This is a genomic window from Burkholderia reimsis (genome assembly GCF_003294055.1).
Classification (GTDB): domain Bacteria; phylum Pseudomonadota; class Gammaproteobacteria; order Burkholderiales; family Burkholderiaceae; genus Burkholderia; species Burkholderia cepacia.
Genome location: NZ_QMFZ01000079.1, coordinates 1 through 15,653 on the forward strand (window position 1 = coordinate 1; position 15,653 = coordinate 15,653).

The following is a 15,653-nucleotide window of genomic DNA, read 5'->3' on the forward strand; positions in this document are numbered from 1 at the left end:
AACGTCGACGCAACGCTGCCGAGGATTATCAGTACGTCAACACTCGTGATTGCGGCGAAATGGCGCTCCTTCACGCCGCAATCTACCGAAAGGTTCGCCCTCACAATGTCAGAAATTGCCAACGGCGCCTCCATTCTGGCAAGTCGATGCCCGCGTCCCTGGTCAAGAACGAACCAGATCTCAATTTTGATCTTCAAGCAATAACCAAAACAATTTGACAATTTAAAACATTATTAATAAGGCATATCATTCGACATTACTTATAAAAAACATCACCATGTTGACGCCTCAGCGTTTTTCCGGCATCGAAACCATTTCGATCTTCATGGAAAATAACGAATCTTCACCATCGAACGCCATTCGATTCGATCGATCCATATTTTCCGAAAAATCTTTCAATCCGTGAAATTAATGTAGCCCGATAAGTAAGTTGGATACTCTTCATTGACATTTCGACGCGTTATGCCGCACGGATCGAAGCATGCTTAGCGCCGCATCGCGTCCGTCGTCGATGTGTTGGATATACAACAGTCTCGCGACGCGAATCGTCAGATACCTCGCCGCGTTCGCACTCGCTTTCGTCGATGGCGCGCCGTTACACGGTGTGTGCCTTCGTCGGCAGTCCCGACGGGAGGCTACTGTGACCATCGTCCCTCCGAATCATTCGACGAAGACAAGACGCGGCAATCGCACATGTACCGGGCAGACGCTGACGCGTTCTTTCACTCGCGTGCCGGTACCACGGGTGCTGTCCACCCGTGTCCGCAACGCCGATCCCGGCGGACCGCGGCGGCAGTCGCCTCTCCCTGATCTGGCCGCCGGTGCTGTGGCGCGTTACCAGCGATACCGGACGCTGACCAGGCCAGACCATCCCGAGCTGGACCCCGACAGATGCTGCCGGCCGCCTTCCATCGTCACGGCGAGGCGTTTGGCTGAGCCGAAGTCCACCGAGCCGCCGAGCGCGACTTGGTAGCCGCTGCGGCGGCCGCGGCCAGCATCGGCGGTGATGCTGCCGCCGTCTTTGCTGGCGGTGATGGACAGATCGCTGCCGAAGGTTTCCACGCCTGCGATGCGGGCATGGATTTCGTGCGAGCCAAGACTGCTGGTGCCCGTGTGCTTGAGCGTGACGCCGGCATTCACCATGCCGAAGGTCTTGCGGTTCAGGTCGGTCGACACGCCGGCAGACGTCGCGCGCTGGTCGCCAAACATGAACGCCGCCACGGCGGCGACGGACGGTTCCAGGCTCACGCCATGACCGAGGTCGAACGGCCAGCCGGCGTCGAGCGTTGTGCCGAGCGCCTTGACGTTGAACTTGCCGCTGGTATTGGCGCCCTCCAAGTCGGTGGCGTTGTAGGCGTTGCGCAGCGTCGCGCCGCTGATGCCGCCGGTAACGTACGGGCCGCTGTTGGCCTGAAGCGTGGCGCTGACGCCGACCGCCGTCATGTTGATCATGCCCGAGCCACGCGTGTAGCCGACGTTTGCTTTGGCCTGCGTGATGCTGGCGCCCACGCGTACCGTGCTCCTGTCGCCTTGATAGACGCGGCGGTCTGCCCCGAGGCTCAGCGACGTGACCGTCTCGCTGTACTGGCGTCCATAGGTGGTATCGACCGTATCGCGGCTGGCCATGGGCGTGAGCCAGACGTTGCCTTCGGTATCCGCAGCTTGCAGGGGCGTGTTGACGCCGGTGGTGCCGGGCAAGGCGGACGTGCGCAGCAGCAGATCGCGCATGGCCGCCACCGATTCGGACGCGGTCAGCACGGCTTCGGCTGGGCGAATGCCAGCAAACGTTCCCAAACCGGTAGAAATGGTGGGCACCGCCGGCGTGCCCAGGTTCGTCGGGTTCGTCGGGTTCGTCGGGTTCGTCGGGTTCGTCGGGTTCGTCGGGTTCGTCGGGTTCGTCGGGTTCGTCGGGTTCGTCGGGTTCGTCGGGTTCGTCGGGTTCGTCGAGCCAGGGCTGCCGCCGGTGCCCGTCGAGCCTGTGGAACCGCCATCGCCGTTGCCCGCAATCTGGATGCCGGTGAGCACGACTTTGTTGCCGTCGCGCGAAACCGCCACCTGCGGCGTGTAGGTGAACGACACCAGCGCGTTCTCATACGTCCTCGTCCTGGCGCCGGGTGTGCCCGCGACAGCGGCGAGCTTGGCGGCGCCGCCGGCGGCCGCGTTGGCAATGGCAAAGGTTGCTCCCGTGCCCGTGGTGGACGCCTTGACCTGCGCGCCGCCCGCCATGGCGATGCTGCCGCCGCTCTGGTTGACGCCGAACACGTTGCACGTCGCGCAGGCGGACGCAACGTTCAGGGCAACCGTGTGACTGGCGGACGAGAAATTCATCACGCCGGTGTTGTCGATGCCGAACGCCGTGGTGACTGCGTTCACCGTGGCATTGACGCCCTTGCGGAACGTCATGCTGGAGCCGGTGCCGTAGTGGGCCTGAATGGCGGTCGGCAGTCCGAATGGGGCATACCCCCTTGTGCTGACGACCTTGACGTCGACGTTGCCGCCGACCGTGAGTCTGGCCGTCCGGTGCGTGTTGGCCACGCCGAGTGCCGAGCGCGGGCCCGTTGCCGTAACGGACATGTCTCCGCCGACGGCGAGCACGCCCTGGTTGCGGATGCCGAACACGGTCAACCCGTTCGAGGTGGCCGACAGGTCGAGGCTGCCGTTGATGGTGAGCCGCGTGTGGGGGTTATCGTTGTAGACGCCGTGCACGTTATCGCTCGGATGCTCGCCCACGGAATCGATCGCGACGTTTCCGTTGAACGTCACGTTGCCGGCGCCACCCCCGTAGTTGTAGATGCCGTCGTTGTCCGTTCCGTGGCCTTGCACGGTGATCGTGGTGTCACCGTTGAAGGTGACGTTGCCCTGATAAATCCAAAGCCCACGCGAATATCCCGGCGTGTTGGTCGAGATGGTCGTGTTGCCGTTGAACGTGGCCGTGCCCTGGTGGACGTAGACGCCCTCGATCTCGCTATCGGCGTTGTCCGCGCTGGCGCGGACATTGGTGTTGCCGTTGACGGTCAGGGTGCTGCCGGCCTCTACGTCGATACCGTGGACGACGCCCCAGTTCGTCACCCCCGTGCGGGAGGCCGATGCCCCCAGCGTGCCGGCACCGTTGGTGCCCCACCTGCAACACAACCGGCGTGCTCACACCAACGAGGTTCACGGCCTGGAGGTTGGCGAGCTGGTTGGTCGATGCCGAAACGGTGTCGCCGTTCTGCAGCGCATACACCAAGCTGCTGGAGGCATCAGTGGAAGTGGAGTAGGCAGCGTCGGCGGTGCTGTTTCCGGTGATGGGTGTCGTGTAGTCCATCCCCGGGGCATGGCGGGCCGGGGCCGCTGTAGCGACGGCCGCGCACACCGACATGGAAATTGCCGAACGCCGCAGCCCATGGCGCTTGGCAGACAGCCGGAGGTCATTTGCGGGACGGATGGCGAGCGGGTGGTTGCGCTGCTGCGTGCTGTCCGGCCTGTACTGCAACAACCGGCCGCCAAAGTGGCTGCGCAGTATCTCGGGGGTCCGGTCAAAAAACATCATCTGGCCGTGGCGCTGGATGGGCTCGCCAGCCACTTGCCGCGCGGGATGAGGTGACCCCGTCGACCAGCATGCCACAAACGGCGTTGAAGACGGTTCGGTAACACTCGGCGCTCATGATGTTGTTCTTGCTTGAAATGTAGATGCCAACGGTCTACCGCCGGACAGCTCCGAATACTTCGCACAACTTCATAGGCGAAGTGCCCTGAATATCCGCTGCGTTCGCCTGCCCGTCCGTCAGAAAGGCGTTTCATTCGAAATGAATGTCGGCTGACAAGACATTCGTTGAGTCAACACGAACGACGCAGTGACGACCTGTCTCCAGCGTGTTGAGCAGCACGTAGTGCTGCTTCAACTGGTCTCGCGAAGCCGTCGGGTACGAGCTCCGTATCGACTTGATCTGTGAATCGGTGACACTTTCTGGCGCAGAGAGGACAGGAGTACATTTCAAGCTAATCGGTCGCCCGCTGTACGAGCCGTTCAGCCCGTCCGTGGTCTCGTCGTCGATACCCTTCAGGATAACCATCCCGTCGACCTTCACGTCGTACTGGTCATGAGCAAAAAGCCCCTTCTTGACACACAGGGCGAGCGACCCGCTGGACGTATTTGGCACACCGACGCCCGTGGTGCATGCTTCCTTGCCCGCAACCGGATCGAGTCGAATTGCGCTTGGTGCGTCCGCAACCGCAAGCTGCGGCGCAAGCGCAATAGAGGCCACGAGGGAGATTGCGGAGGCAACTGAAATTGGCTTCATTTTTTCTTATTAGCTAGATTATTGATGGCGCGAGCTCGTTCGATCTTCCGTAGATCAGATCTTGCGTTCTAACTCCACATCACTCACTGCTGGATCACCGCGCTCTTCAGCAGCCTGCCTACAAGGTCCGCACTTGCCCTTTCGACTGCGAGCGCCTGCAGTTGCTGCTGGATCACCGGCTTCGCGGCCTCGAACGTCGGTACTTGCGTCGGCCGCTTCGCGTCCACCTTGACGATCGCGCGCGGCCCGTTGACGTTGTTGCTGAGCGGAATCGACTCCGGTGTCAAGCCGCCAGCCGGTAATTTCGTCATCGCCTGTGCGACCGAAAGCGGCAAGCCCTGCGTTTTGCCCTCTGTCGCCGGCATCTTGAAGCTCACCCACGGCAGTTCGCCACCTGCGGCGGCGGTCGGTGCCTGACTGTACTGTCTTGCAATTGCTTCGAACGAGTGACCGGACTTCAATTGCGCCAGCGCAGTCGCCGCCGTTGCGACATCCTTTGCGACGATAATGCGCGGCTTGAACTCTTCCTTGCCCAGCGACGCAACGATGTCGTCGTAGCGCGCCTTAACTTGCGCATCGGTCACCGACTCGGGTTTAACGTTGTCCTTCAGATACAGCTGGGTCTCTGCACTCGATTTCGCGATCTGCATCGCCTGCTTGACTTCCGGTTTGTCGCCATAGTTCGCTTTCTCGGCCGCTTGCTGGATCAGCACCCGCGCAATCAACTGGTTCTTGATCGCCTGACGGATCTGAGGCGTGTCGGGTTGCTTCGAGACCTGCAACACTGCGTTGACCTCAGCCTGCGTGATCGCCGTACCGTTGACCGTTGCGACGGTACCCGCCGGCAAGGATGAGGCCGCGCTTTGTGCGTGGGCGATCCCGTTCAGGGCTCCGGCGACGGCTACAGCAATCAGTGCGTGGTTTAGCGTCGTTTTCATGGTCTATTCTCGCTACATCGAATAAAAAGGGCGCGGCGATCCGATGCCGCGCAAAGGTGCTCCGATTCTCGGAGGGATGAAATCAGGACACGGGGGAAATACTCAGTACAGCCAGTTTGCCGTGCCCAGGACGAGCGTCGCCTTCGAACCCAGTGCGGCGGGTTGAGTCAATGCCCGGCCGACCAGCAGTTCGCCCGATAGCGCCTGCTTGTGCCACTGCCATTGGGCGCGCAGCCCAGCTCCGACACCCGCGAGCGTCGGGAAACCGGATACTGCGACTAGGTTTGCTTTGCCGGCGTCAAGGAACAGGTACGGCTCGATCCGCCCATCTTTCCAGGCGGGTGCGTTGACCCACGCGAGCTCGTTGCGCGAATAAAAGCCGCGGTCGCCCGCGATTTCACCCGACCGGAAGCCGCGGATCGTGTCCATGCCCCCCAGATACAGTTGCTCTGAGCCAAACAGCGCCATGTTCGTGTATTGCCCGCCCAGCATTCCACGATAGGCAAACAGCGCACGGCCGATTTTCGGTAGCGGCAGCGTGAAGGCCGCCGTCGCATCCACCTTGGTGAACTGGCTGTGCGCGTCCTCGCGTGTGATGCCGTGCGGATCGTGGTTCGCACCAAGCCACGGCAAACCCTGCGATAAGCCACCGTTGAGGCTAATGTTGCCTTGGGCGTCATTCATCACGAACTTGTGCAACCAGTTTCCGCCGAGCCGGAACACCGCGAGGCGCTGCGGATCGAGATCGATTCCGTTGACCTCTCGGTCGGTACGGCGCCACGATACCGTCGCGTCGACACTGGTAATGTCGCTCGGCGTTCGGCTCACCAGATAGTTCCAGCCGAAGATATGCGATAGCGTACGTCCGTACTCGAGCGCGGTCGTGCCGATTACCTGCTGATACTCCGAGTCCGAGATCGTGTAACTGAACGTGTTCCGGCCGAACGGCACGGCAAACGAGCCTACGAGCGCATTGCTGTCGAGGCTATCGAGGAAATTCAGGCTGAGCGATTCCTGCAAACCAAGCAGGTTGTCGGCTTCGACGCCAGCACGGTAACGCGTGACGCCCGTCGCCGAACTACCGTAGTTGTCGACACCCAGGTTGTAGTACAGCCGGTCTCCGGTCGGATTATTGATTGCGACAATCGAATCACCGGCGCTCTGACCCGGCAGGATCTGGATCGTCGCCTGATTGCGCCGCAGCCGGTTGATCTGTGCGACACCCTGATCGATGTCCGTCAGGCGCAACGGATCGCCAGACGCCGTGGGAAACGCATTCTCGTACCCCGCGTCGGTCAACCATCCGCCACCTGCCGAGGACTCCCCCGCCTTCAGACGATGGATCGGCTGGCCATTGACCATGAAGCTCGCAATACGGCCGACCTGAACCGTGACGTTGAGCGTTCCGGTGGCGAGGTTTTGCGGACCAAGCAATGCGCGCGTCGTTACAAAACCGCCCTCAACGAAGACATCGGTGAGCCGCTTCAGCAGCACATTGATGCGGTGCGAACCGAGATCGTGGTTGACGAACGGTCCGATCACCTCAGTGAGCTTCTTTCGCGAGATACCCCCGGGCGGATCGAACGGTTTGCCATCGGGCCCCTGCAACACAATTCGCTGCACCGAAAAAGTCGGTCCGGATTCGACGATCTCATCGATCGGCGTGCCGAGAGGAATATCCAGCGTGGTTTCGGATGTCGGCGCAATCGTGATCGACGCAGGCGGCTGCTCCAGCTGCCGCTGCCGCGCGTGCTCACGCTGCTGCTCAATAATTAGTTGCGCAGGGTCCTGGACAGGTCGCGCGCCCGGCGGCGCGGTTTGGGCGTGGACAGGCCGATAGGCAAGCCATCCCACGCAGGCAACCAGAACCGACGTTCCCAACCAGAGCTTCAGCAATACTCGCATCCTCACCTCGCCTTTACCGTCTTTGGTGCCGCGAGGGCTGCCTTTTCCTGCGGGCTCGGTCCCGTCTCCAGGACAATCACCAGTGTCACGATCAATCCGAAGATCACCAGCCCAAACACGCTCAACAGTGTTTTATTCATTTCAGTGCCACCACCACGTCGTCAGGCCCAAATGCTGGTCGATCTGGACAGGTGTGCGCGAAGGGGCGCGTACAGTCGTGATGCCGCCGGCCGCCGTGACGCCCTTCCCACCGCTGAACGAACCGCCGTCGATAACGCTGTCGCCGGTCAGCGTCACGCTGCCGTTCGCGGTGAAACCACCGCCGACGTCCATCGCGATGATCTGCGCCCATGTGCTGCCGAAGAACGCCTTGAAGCCACGGTGCTGGTTGATCGCCGAGTAGCCGGTCACGCCTTGTGCGTAGGTGATCGGTGCATCAACCTTGATGTCGCCGGTCGCGAAGACGTTGCCCCCGACGTTGCGGGCGACCGTGCCGGCCTTGATGCCGATGTTGCCGCCCGCCTGGATCGTGCCGCCATACGGCGTGACGTTGCTCGACGCGTCGGCGTGGCAAAAGATCCAGCAACTGCGCGTATAGCTCGCCTGTCCCGTGAACACGGCGGCGTTGGTGAAGGCGTTCCGTGCCGTGATGTTGACGTCGCCGTCATTCGACTGAACGATCCCGCCGGCATTCGTGAAGTTGCGGCTCGTGATCGTCACCGGGCCGTGCACGGCGGCGATATGGGCAAGCTGGTCCGGGTTGCCGACCGTGCCGTAATCGACGTTGAAGCCACTCGTCGTATGCGTGAAGAACAGGAAGCTGCCGCCGCGATCGGAATAGGCTGTGGGTTCGCCGCCGTTCGATCCGCCGGTATGGTCGATGATGTTCTGCACATCGCCGGCTGCGGTGAGACTCACTGCGCCATTCGACAGGATGCGGGCGTTGTCGTTGATGATGTTGCCGCCGGCGGTCAGCTTCGTCTGGCCATTGGCGGCAAACATGATCCCGAGATTGTTCGCGCTCGAGCGGTTTGTAATGTCGCCTGCGGCGGTGAGAATCACGTCGCCGCCGGTCCTGGTGCCGTCGCTCGCCGTGGTACCCGCCTGAATCAGGCTGCCGGTGTTGGTGATCGAGCCGCTACTTGTCAGATGGACCGTGTTGCCTGCGCTCAGCGTCGTTGGACCGGTGCTGTCGTCGGTCAATGCGATATTGCCAGCCTGAACGTTCACGTTGTTCGCGGCAGTTACCGGTGCGCCCTGCAACGACACCGTACCGGTGGTCGTGAGTGCTACATCGCGCTCGGCCTTCAGACTGCCGCCCACAATCGCGATGTCGCCGCTCGCCGTGACGACAACGTCGCCCGCATTCGCGTAGACCTTGCCGAGGCTGTGCACGCCAGCACCCTGGTCAGTGACAATCAATTGGACACGGCCGGCCGTCAGCCCGCCCGCCGCCGTGATGTCGACCGCGACGGCGTTGCTTTTCGTACCCGGTGAGGATGTGCCGATCAGCCAGTCGTGGCCGTTGTCGGAAGGGGAAAAGCTTGTGTCGTAAGCGGCGGTACTGTCGCCCACGATCGCACGGATGCCGCCCGTCGAACTGGTGAAATCGTTGGTCACCGGACCGTTGATGCTCAACTGCTTGGCGATCAGATCAAGATTGACCAGCGTACCTGACAGACCGCCGGGCCCTATTGCGATGGCGCCGCGATTCGTGGCCAGAACAACGTTGCGTTGCGTCACGCCAGGCGCGATCGTCACGTCATTGAAGCTAACCTGCCCGGTCGATAACAAGACGTGGCCCGTGTTCGTGAAGCTGCCGCCATCGACCGTCACCCCGTTCGGATTCGCCAGGATCACGTTCGCGCGAGGACCGAGCACATTGATGTTGCCCTGAATCAACGACGGGTTCGTGCTCGTGACCTGATTGACGATCGTGCGCGCGTTGATGCCGACGTTGTTCAGATCCGCGCCGGCTTTCGAAACGTTGAAGGACGAGTAGGTGTTATTCGAGACACCACCAATCGCGGGGGCAATGTTGACGGTTTGGCGACCGCCGGCCCCGATCGATACCGAAGTCACGGTGCCACCGTCAGGCACAATTCCGGCAGCATGGCTCGCGCCGCACAGACTCCCTCCCGCCAACACCACGCAAAGCGATATTTTTTTTGTGAGCATTTCAAGCTCTATCCATTTCTTTCCGCATTAATCGCGAGCCTCAGTCAAATCCCGACGCTTGATAATGCTTAACGTATTGCCCGATAACGCGCCATCAATTATTCAAAAGACGCTGAATTCGATGATCACTTATCCACCAAGCAGCCCGACAACATGGTTCAACCAAAGCGCCGCGGACGGCCAATCTGCGGGGTAGTAATAGCAGGAACCGAGGTCTTCCAGAATTAGCTTCTGTGCCTCGCTCTCTTGTAGATTCATGTTCACTATGGCCCGAATCTCCTCGATGGCAGCCAACACTTCATCGCGACTGCCGTGGTCGAAGAATGCACGAATCGCGTCATCTGCCGTACCAAATATCAAGTCGAAATCTTGATTGAGACAAGCCGAAAACAGACATCTTAAAATTCGATGCACGCCCATCACTGAACCACCCCAAAAATCCAACACACGAAATTAGTCCCCCTCCACCACTACTCCGAATATTCTCACTGAGCGCTCATCACCTCATTAAAATCACTGCCCCCAAACCCTATGACGCGACAAGCGCTCCATCCTCTCCCACCCAAATAACCGCAGGAATGCTGTAGAAATACGTCACCAATTCCAAGTCATTTTCATCAAGCACATGTTCGGGCCACTGGGCGCGGAGATAAGCAACTATCGCCTCTGGCGCTTCCTCGTCTTGAATCGTGAACCGAGGATGAGGATTCTGTGGCGACGTATAGCAGTCAGCCCCTGGTGCAATGAACTTGATCTTTCCCGTCCGTAGCAACTGCTCGGTCAGTCGAAAGAAGGCCTCCTTGTGCTTCTCAAACGAGAAACTTGGGTTCCACGAACTGATAGCACTAAACAGACCCGTAACCCAAAGACCGAACGAATCGCTGACGATTTCGTCGATATGCTGAATTGGTTTCATCGAGGCACTCCCTTGCGAAACTTAATCAACTTAATCAACTTAATCACGGTATTGTACGTAGTTCCCGCAGCAGCCTTCGGCATGTCAATTTTCCAAGCTAGCCCAATTTGTACTGCAGAAGTCGAAAAATCACGCAACACGAAGTTGGTGTGGTAGCAGCAACAAATCACCGCTGCCGTCGTTGGTTACGCTTCTCTTCGCCCAATTCACCAGTCTGTCATCCGCGGAGCGGTCACAACAAAGACATCGTGAACGTCGCTATTTGAGTGAATAAACTCGACTGCGGCTAGATTGTTTTGTTCCGCGGCACCACCATCAATAGGTGGATCGACGCCATCCCAAATACAATCAAGCCTCGCTTCGAAACCGGGGAAATTCCAAATACCCCCTTCTATCCGAACGATAACCAAACCATGTTGCCCGCCCGCTCACAAACCGCAATTGCCGCATCGGCGGACAGTTTCATCACAACGCTTCCACCGATCGAGAAAAAGTCATCCGGATAATCGTAGCGTCGTTGGAGATCAATTTTCATCGCGACTCACTTCCCTTTAATTCGACTGTCGGGAATCCAACCTGAATCGTTCTTGCAACTCACCTGGACAACTTCGTCAGTTCGATCGTTGACCGCGACATAGCCGCTCGTCGAGCCATACACTGATGCGGGATTATTTCTCGACACCTCATCTGGCGCCTTCCCCGCAGATCGATTATCCATCGTCGTTCCGACAGGCTCCTCATTGACCACCGCTTGTACCTCTTGCGGCGTCCATCCGGGAGCCTCAAGTTGGCCGCCGATAATCACCTTGCTCATATTTTTGGCAAGTTAGACCCAAACTGAAACAATAAAATCAGAGCCAAGCTCCTTTTGCAGTTGATCGGCGAGTTGGACGCCACGTGATTTGAAAGCTGCCACTGCCTCCTCGCTCTTAAAGCCAGACTTCGCCGGGTCCACCATATCCAATGTTTCGTCGAACTCGCGCGCCCAATCAGTGAGCCGTTGCTTTAGCTCCACCGATATCGGCAAGGTGTTAGGGTCAATGTCACCATACATCCCTGGTGACATGTCCCAAAGGGGGTGACATTGATAGTCAGCCATCACCTTTATTTTTCTCATTTCACGCTCCCTCGTGGATTCGCACCCACGATGAATCCATTATTTCCGACCGTAACCGCGATCCGTTGTTGCGGACCATTAACGGTCACTTCATAGATCAGTCGCCCCTTTCCAGAACCCTGATAGCCAACGACCCAGCGTTGTGTTACGGCTTGCATTACAACCTCGGGAACTTGTGCTTGCGAAACGCCCATGTTCGCAAACTCAGCACCATGCTCCTCGATGATGTGTTGGAGGCCGGCACTTGAACTTCAGGTTTCAAGGAAGACAATCTGACCGCGGTGTTTGAAGCAACAAATCACTGAATGTCGAGAGCCTCCACCGTCCCAAGCGCATATCGTCCGCTGTCTTCTAAAAAGGCTTCCACTTCGTAGGCAACAGGTGCGCTGGGATCGCCGAATACGAGCACAACCGAGACAACCGTTCCGACCGGTAACACGACGACATCCTGTTCACCGATCACCATGGCCTCGACTGATTTCGACAACGAAAACACGTCGTTCTCTTTCATCACTTTCATTTTTTCGTCGGAATTCCCGTCACAAACCGAACAGTACCTGAATTGTCCTTCATGAACACAAACGTCGTGTTAATAGTCTTCCCGTTCGCGCCCGTAATCGGGAGGACCTGCTCATAGGTCTGCCCGTACTGTGTAGTCTTTGTCGCTACCGCGGTCGCAGGATCGAAACGCAACTGCGATGCAAGATCCTGCCAGTTGCTCTGGTCAAAGCCCAGGGCTTGGCCAAACCAGTTCGCTTTGGTCTGGTTCTGCGGATGCGCCGCGTCAAGCAAATATCCGCTTAACTTGCTTTCAAGGTTGGACGTATCGAAGCCAACACTGCTGTTTGTGGCAACACCCTGGACTTGGTTGTTGTAGACGCCAGGCAGGTCAACATCGCCACCGGTCGGCACGCGGCTCGACGCAGACGCCTGCCCCGTTGAGCTACCAGCTGCGCTCCCGAACACGCCGCGTGCTGCTGCAATAAGCCTACCGATCGCTGCACCGACGCCAAGACCCGCTAGATCGAGCCCACCCGTGGTCAAAGCTACACAGAGTGTCGTCGAACAGTTCGGCGTGTTCTGCAGAAACTGCCGGAGATTGCGCTGATTCAGATAGAGCTGTGCAACGTCGTTTCTCGCTACCTGGCAAGCAGCGGAATTTCCTCCGGCCCCACAGTTCGCCGCAACATCCTGTTGCGCCCGTTGATAAGCTGCCTGCGTGTTGGCCAGCAGATTCTGATAGCAGCTCAGTGGCTGGCCGTTACACGCGGCTGTTTGTCCTTTCAGATACTGATACTTGGTACTGAGCGAGTTATTCAGTGCCTCGTTTTCCGCTGCAAGTGCAGCCGCATTGGCATTTAAGCCAAGCAGTCCGGCAACCGAGCTTCCCGTCAACATTGCTACCGCCGCGGTGGCAGCATTGAAGGCTGAATTGTCGTAGCTCGTCGTCTGCGTGATCGTCCCGTCGCCGTTATCCCTGTATGAAACGTCTTGGGTACCGTCGTAAAGCCCATCGCGAACAGCCGGGGCAATCAGTGCGCTCATCGCCGCACCCACGGCACCGCTTGCACATCCGGTTCCGTTTGCAGCAGAAGCAGCACATCCGAGAACTGCGTGCTCGACGGCATAGAGCGGATTGCTGGTCGTCCAGAATCCTGTCGTGTCGTCAAACGCGTTCCCAATCGCGTACGCACCAACGGCCGCAGCATCGCTCACCGCGCTATTACGCAGATTCGTAAGGAAGCTACCGCCCTGGATCGCCGTCTGGACACTGGCTTGGATTACCGCTTCGCCAGCGACTGCCAGCGCCTGCTCCGGCAACGTTCCTGCCACCGGCACGCTCGCCTGCGGCACCAACGTGTTTCCGACATTCTGCACACCGGCCAACGAGGCGAGACTGTTCGGCGACGCAGTCCAGGACCAACTCGGCCCGCTCGCATCGAAAGTGATGCCGTTGGTCAATCCAGCCGTCACAGTGCCGATCAAGCCGTTCTGCAACGCGCTGCCGAAATCGACTTGTCCGGTCCCGACGATCTGCCCCACCATGCTCGACAAGAAGCTCGTCAAGCCGACCGAGATCATCGCATTGGCTACACCACCGACTGCGAACGTACCTCCCGCCACGGTCGCTGCCGTTGTAATCGCAGTACCCTCAGCCCCGGCCGCCGCAGCCGCAAAAGCCCCTTCAGCCGCCGCATCCGCTGCACTGGTCATCGACATGATCCCTGCCGAGATCTCGGGTTGCATAATGACGGCAGCAAACACTGCTGCAATCGCGCCCATAATCTGCGCGCCGACGCCGCCGCTATCGGCAATGAAGTCTGTGTGCAGATTGTTGCTAACGGTAGATCGAGTAAAGTTGCTACCGAGCTGGCTCTTCAGGCTTGCCAGCATTGCCTGCGTACCGTCGGTATCGACAGTGCCGTCCGGATTGAGCTTCTGCAGCGCGCCACCCATCTGGTTGAGCGCCTGCACGTTCATGTCGTAATTGGCAGCGGAAATGAAGCCGCCCTGCTGCACGACCGTCCCTGTCGTAACACCTACGCCGTCACCGAGGTCGGTATAGATGGTCCCCACGTTCGTCGAACGTTGCTCACTCGTCAGGCTATTGGTGTTGAGATGCAGGGTCTCAGCGGTAATCGTCCCTGTATTGAGAATGCTGTTGACGAAATGGAGCGTGACGTCCTTGCCCGCGATCTCGCCATCCGCGTTCACAACCGCGTAATTCTCCGGAAGCAGTACTTCGGGCATCAATGCCTGAACGGTCGGGCACGAACCGTTACCCGTTGCACTACAACCCGGCTCAGGCACCGTCTGCTCGACATACCAAAGCATGGGCGCGTTGATCTGCGCCAGTTGCGCCTGCGACAGCTGGGTACCCAACGCTATGTTGTTCTGCTTGGCGTACTCGAGCGCCGCACCGTACAGCGCAGCTTTGTCTTGATTCTCGATCGATGCCTGACTCGTGCTGTCCGTCGCGCTCGTCGTGCTGTAGAAGCTGTTCTTGCCAGTTGCCTGCAAGGCAGCCTGCTCGATCTGACGGTTCTCCGTGTACGGGTCGTAGTAGAACGGCACGCTACCCGGGCGCAGATTGGCCGGCAGCGCAGCGATCAGCGACGCCGACGAAATTGAGTTGACAACCTGCGCGGCCGGGTTGTTGGTCAAATAGGTCGCCTTGACCTTTTCGCCCGAAATCGTCGTGACAGTGACCGTTTGCGGCGCGTTGACATTCGTCACGGACGGCGTCGTCGGCTTGGCGACTGTTTGCACCCCAACCGGGGAATTCGACGGCAAACCGGCCGCACCGGTCACGGACGTCCGTTGGCCGCTGGCGTTCGTCACGAAACCGGCTGCATCAACCGTCGTCGACACGTAGCTTGACACCGACACCGGCCCGAGCGAAATCACCTGCCCCGACACTGCTGGCGGTGGCGTATAGACATTCGGATTCGTGATGCCGTTGACAAGCGTGGCACCGGTCAACGCGATAGTCGGCCCAATCACATTCCCCGTTGTCGTCAGGGTCGGTGAGTTGACAACCAGCGTATTGCCGGCCTGAATCGTCGACGGCACGAAGTCCGCCAGACCGACGGACGACGGCAGACCAGCCGGGTCCTGGGCGGTACCACTGCTGTAGGCGCCGCCATAGAGCTGTTGGCAGAGTGCCGGATTGTTCGCACACCCCCACGCCGGGTACGTTGAGCCGTCATGCTTCAGATTGCTGGCCCAGTAAGCACTGAGGTACTGGCTATTCGAACTGGCCGCGTTCGTCGCATTGATGGTGACATTGTTCAACGCCGTAACCAGACTACCGGTGTTGCTGAAGGTACCCGCCGTCAGGTTGACGTTGTGGTTCGCCGAAATCGTACCCGGATCGGCCGATTTCACGTCGACATACGCCTCGCAGTTGCTCGTGCAACCCGTGAACGGCGTAGCCGTCCCGTAGTTCTGGTGAATCTGAGCCGGTGCTGCGATCGTGTTCGTGAGCGTCGCCGCGTTGATATTGACGTCGTTACCCGCCTCGATGGCACCCGAGGTGTTCGTCACGCTCGCTGCCTGCGTTGCATTCGTCGCCGTCGTGCCGGCTCCGCCGATCACGACATCGTTCCTCGCGACCAGATTGCCGTAGGTGTTGCTGACCTGATTCGCGGCGATGACGATGTTGTTGCCTGCCGTCACGCTGCTGTTCGTCTGCTGGTAGCTATACGTCTCCGAGTTCGGATTCGTCGTCGTAGCCGTCCCGCATCCAGAGAAACCGGATGCACATCCCGCCGTCACGGTCTTCGAACCGTTGTTCGTTCCTTGGTTCGTAAAGC

At 59.3% G+C, this 15,653-nt stretch carries 15 protein-coding genes; all 15 read right to left on the bottom strand.

Going from position 1 to position 15,653, the window contains the following annotated elements; all coding sequences use genetic code 11:
• The coding region (locus DPV79_RS43160) for a hypothetical protein (protein ID WP_208866779.1) at nucleotides 1-197 on the bottom strand (197 nt) is incomplete at its 3' end.
• A gap of 637 nt (nucleotides 198-834) precedes the next feature.
• On the bottom strand, nucleotides 835-3,069 hold the full coding sequence (locus DPV79_RS43165; protein ID WP_113048067.1) for an autotransporter outer membrane beta-barrel domain-containing protein: 2,235 nt from the start codon (nucleotides 3,067-3,069) through the stop codon (nucleotides 835-837).
• A gap of 710 nt (nucleotides 3,070-3,779) precedes the next feature.
• The gene (locus DPV79_RS40595; protein ID WP_113048069.1) at nucleotides 3,780-4,283 is read right to left on the bottom strand and encodes a hypothetical protein; all 504 of its coding nucleotides are present in this window, start codon (nucleotides 4,281-4,283) and stop codon (nucleotides 3,780-3,782) included.
• 83 nt (nucleotides 4,284-4,366) lie between these two features.
• A complete protein-coding gene (locus DPV79_RS40600; RefSeq protein ID WP_113048070.1) occupies nucleotides 4,367-5,221 on the bottom strand; it encodes a peptidylprolyl isomerase in 855 nt (284 codons plus the stop codon).
• A 102-nt stretch (nucleotides 5,222-5,323) separates the two neighbouring features.
• Nucleotides 5,324-7,126, bottom strand: coding sequence for a ShlB/FhaC/HecB family hemolysin secretion/activation protein (locus DPV79_RS40605; RefSeq protein WP_113048071.1), 1,803 nt, complete (start codon nucleotides 7,124-7,126; stop codon nucleotides 5,324-5,326).
• Nucleotides 7,127-7,128: 2 nt separating this feature from the next.
• Nucleotides 7,129-7,266, bottom strand: coding sequence for a hypothetical protein (locus DPV79_RS42970; protein WP_165843638.1), 138 nt, complete (start codon nucleotides 7,264-7,266; stop codon nucleotides 7,129-7,131).
• Nucleotide 7,267: 1 nt separating this feature from the next.
• A complete protein-coding gene (locus DPV79_RS40610) occupies nucleotides 7,268-9,304 on the bottom strand; it encodes a two-partner secretion domain-containing protein (protein WP_113048072.1) in 2,037 nt (678 codons plus the stop codon).
• A 129-nt stretch (nucleotides 9,305-9,433) separates the two neighbouring features.
• Nucleotides 9,434-9,751 carry a contact-dependent growth inhibition system immunity protein gene (locus DPV79_RS40615; RefSeq protein ID WP_133295789.1) on the bottom strand — a complete coding sequence of 106 codons (318 nt, stop codon included), beginning with the start codon at nucleotides 9,749-9,751 and terminating at the stop codon, nucleotides 9,434-9,436.
• Nucleotides 9,752-9,833: 82 nt separating this feature from the next.
• Nucleotides 9,834-10,220 (bottom strand): hypothetical protein, encoded by a 387-nt coding sequence (locus DPV79_RS40620; protein WP_113048074.1) that lies wholly within the window; start codon nucleotides 10,218-10,220, stop codon nucleotides 9,834-9,836.
• A 206-nt stretch (nucleotides 10,221-10,426) separates the two neighbouring features.
• Complete coding sequence (locus tag DPV79_RS43570) at nucleotides 10,427-10,630, bottom strand: hypothetical protein (protein ID WP_244321901.1); 204 nt, start codon at nucleotides 10,628-10,630, stop codon at nucleotides 10,427-10,429.
• Nucleotides 10,612-10,755: a hypothetical protein gene (locus tag DPV79_RS43575; protein ID WP_244321902.1), complete on the bottom strand. Its 144-nt coding sequence runs from the start codon at nucleotides 10,753-10,755 to the stop codon at nucleotides 10,612-10,614. The genes DPV79_RS43570 and DPV79_RS43575 overlap by 19 nt, the downstream gene beginning before the upstream one ends.
• A 6-nt stretch (nucleotides 10,756-10,761) precedes the next feature.
• Entirely contained in the window at nucleotides 10,762-11,034 is a 273-nt protein-coding gene (locus tag DPV79_RS40630) for a colicin E5-related ribonuclease (RefSeq protein ID WP_113048075.1), read from the bottom strand.
• Nucleotides 11,035-11,046: 12 nt separating this feature from the next.
• The gene (locus DPV79_RS40635; RefSeq protein WP_113048076.1) at nucleotides 11,047-11,337 is read right to left on the bottom strand and encodes a hypothetical protein; all 291 of its coding nucleotides are present in this window, start codon (nucleotides 11,335-11,337) and stop codon (nucleotides 11,047-11,049) included.
• 298 nt (nucleotides 11,338-11,635) lie between these two features.
• A complete protein-coding gene (locus DPV79_RS40645; protein WP_113048078.1) occupies nucleotides 11,636-11,857 on the bottom strand; it encodes a hypothetical protein in 222 nt (73 codons plus the stop codon).
• Nucleotides 11,854-15,516, bottom strand: a complete 3,663-nt coding sequence (locus DPV79_RS40655; protein WP_244321903.1) for a DUF637 domain-containing protein — start codon at nucleotides 15,514-15,516, stop codon at nucleotides 11,854-11,856. The genes DPV79_RS40645 and DPV79_RS40655 overlap by 4 nt, the downstream gene beginning before the upstream one ends.
• Between the last annotated feature and the right edge of the window lie 137 nt (nucleotides 15,517-15,653).

Bases quoted from the DNA above. Each gene is read 5' to 3' on its own strand.
- DPV79_RS40595 (WP_113048069.1), bottom strand. From the start codon at position 4,283: ATGAAGCCAATTTCAGTTGCCTCCGCAATCTCCCTCGTGGCCTCTATT.
- DPV79_RS40600 (WP_113048070.1), bottom strand. From the start codon at position 5,221: ATGAAAACGACGCTAAACCACGCACTGATTGCTGTAGCCGTCGCCGGA.
- DPV79_RS40605 (WP_113048071.1), bottom strand. From the start codon at position 7,126: ATGCGAGTATTGCTGAAGCTCTGGTTGGGAACGTCGGTTCTGGTTGCC.
- DPV79_RS42970 (WP_165843638.1), bottom strand. From the start codon at position 7,266: ATGAATAAAACACTGTTGAGCGTGTTTGGGCTGGTGATCTTCGGATTG.
- DPV79_RS40610 (WP_113048072.1), bottom strand. From the start codon at position 9,304: ATGCTCACAAAAAAAATATCGCTTTGCGTGGTGTTGGCGGGAGGGAGT.
- DPV79_RS40620 (WP_113048074.1), bottom strand. From the start codon at position 10,220: ATGAAACCAATTCAGCATATCGACGAAATCGTCAGCGATTCGTTCGGT.
- DPV79_RS43575 (WP_244321902.1), bottom strand. From the start codon at position 10,755: ATGAAAATTGATCTCCAACGACGCTACGATTATCCGGATGACTTTTTC.
- DPV79_RS40630 (WP_113048075.1), bottom strand. From the start codon at position 11,034: ATGAGCAAGGTGATTATCGGCGGCCAACTTGAGGCTCCCGGATGGACG.
- DPV79_RS40635 (WP_113048076.1), bottom strand. From the start codon at position 11,337: ATGAGAAAAATAAAGGTGATGGCTGACTATCAATGTCACCCCCTTTGG.
- DPV79_RS40645 (WP_113048078.1), bottom strand. From the start codon at position 11,857: ATGAAAGTGATGAAAGAGAACGACGTGTTTTCGTTGTCGAAATCAGTC.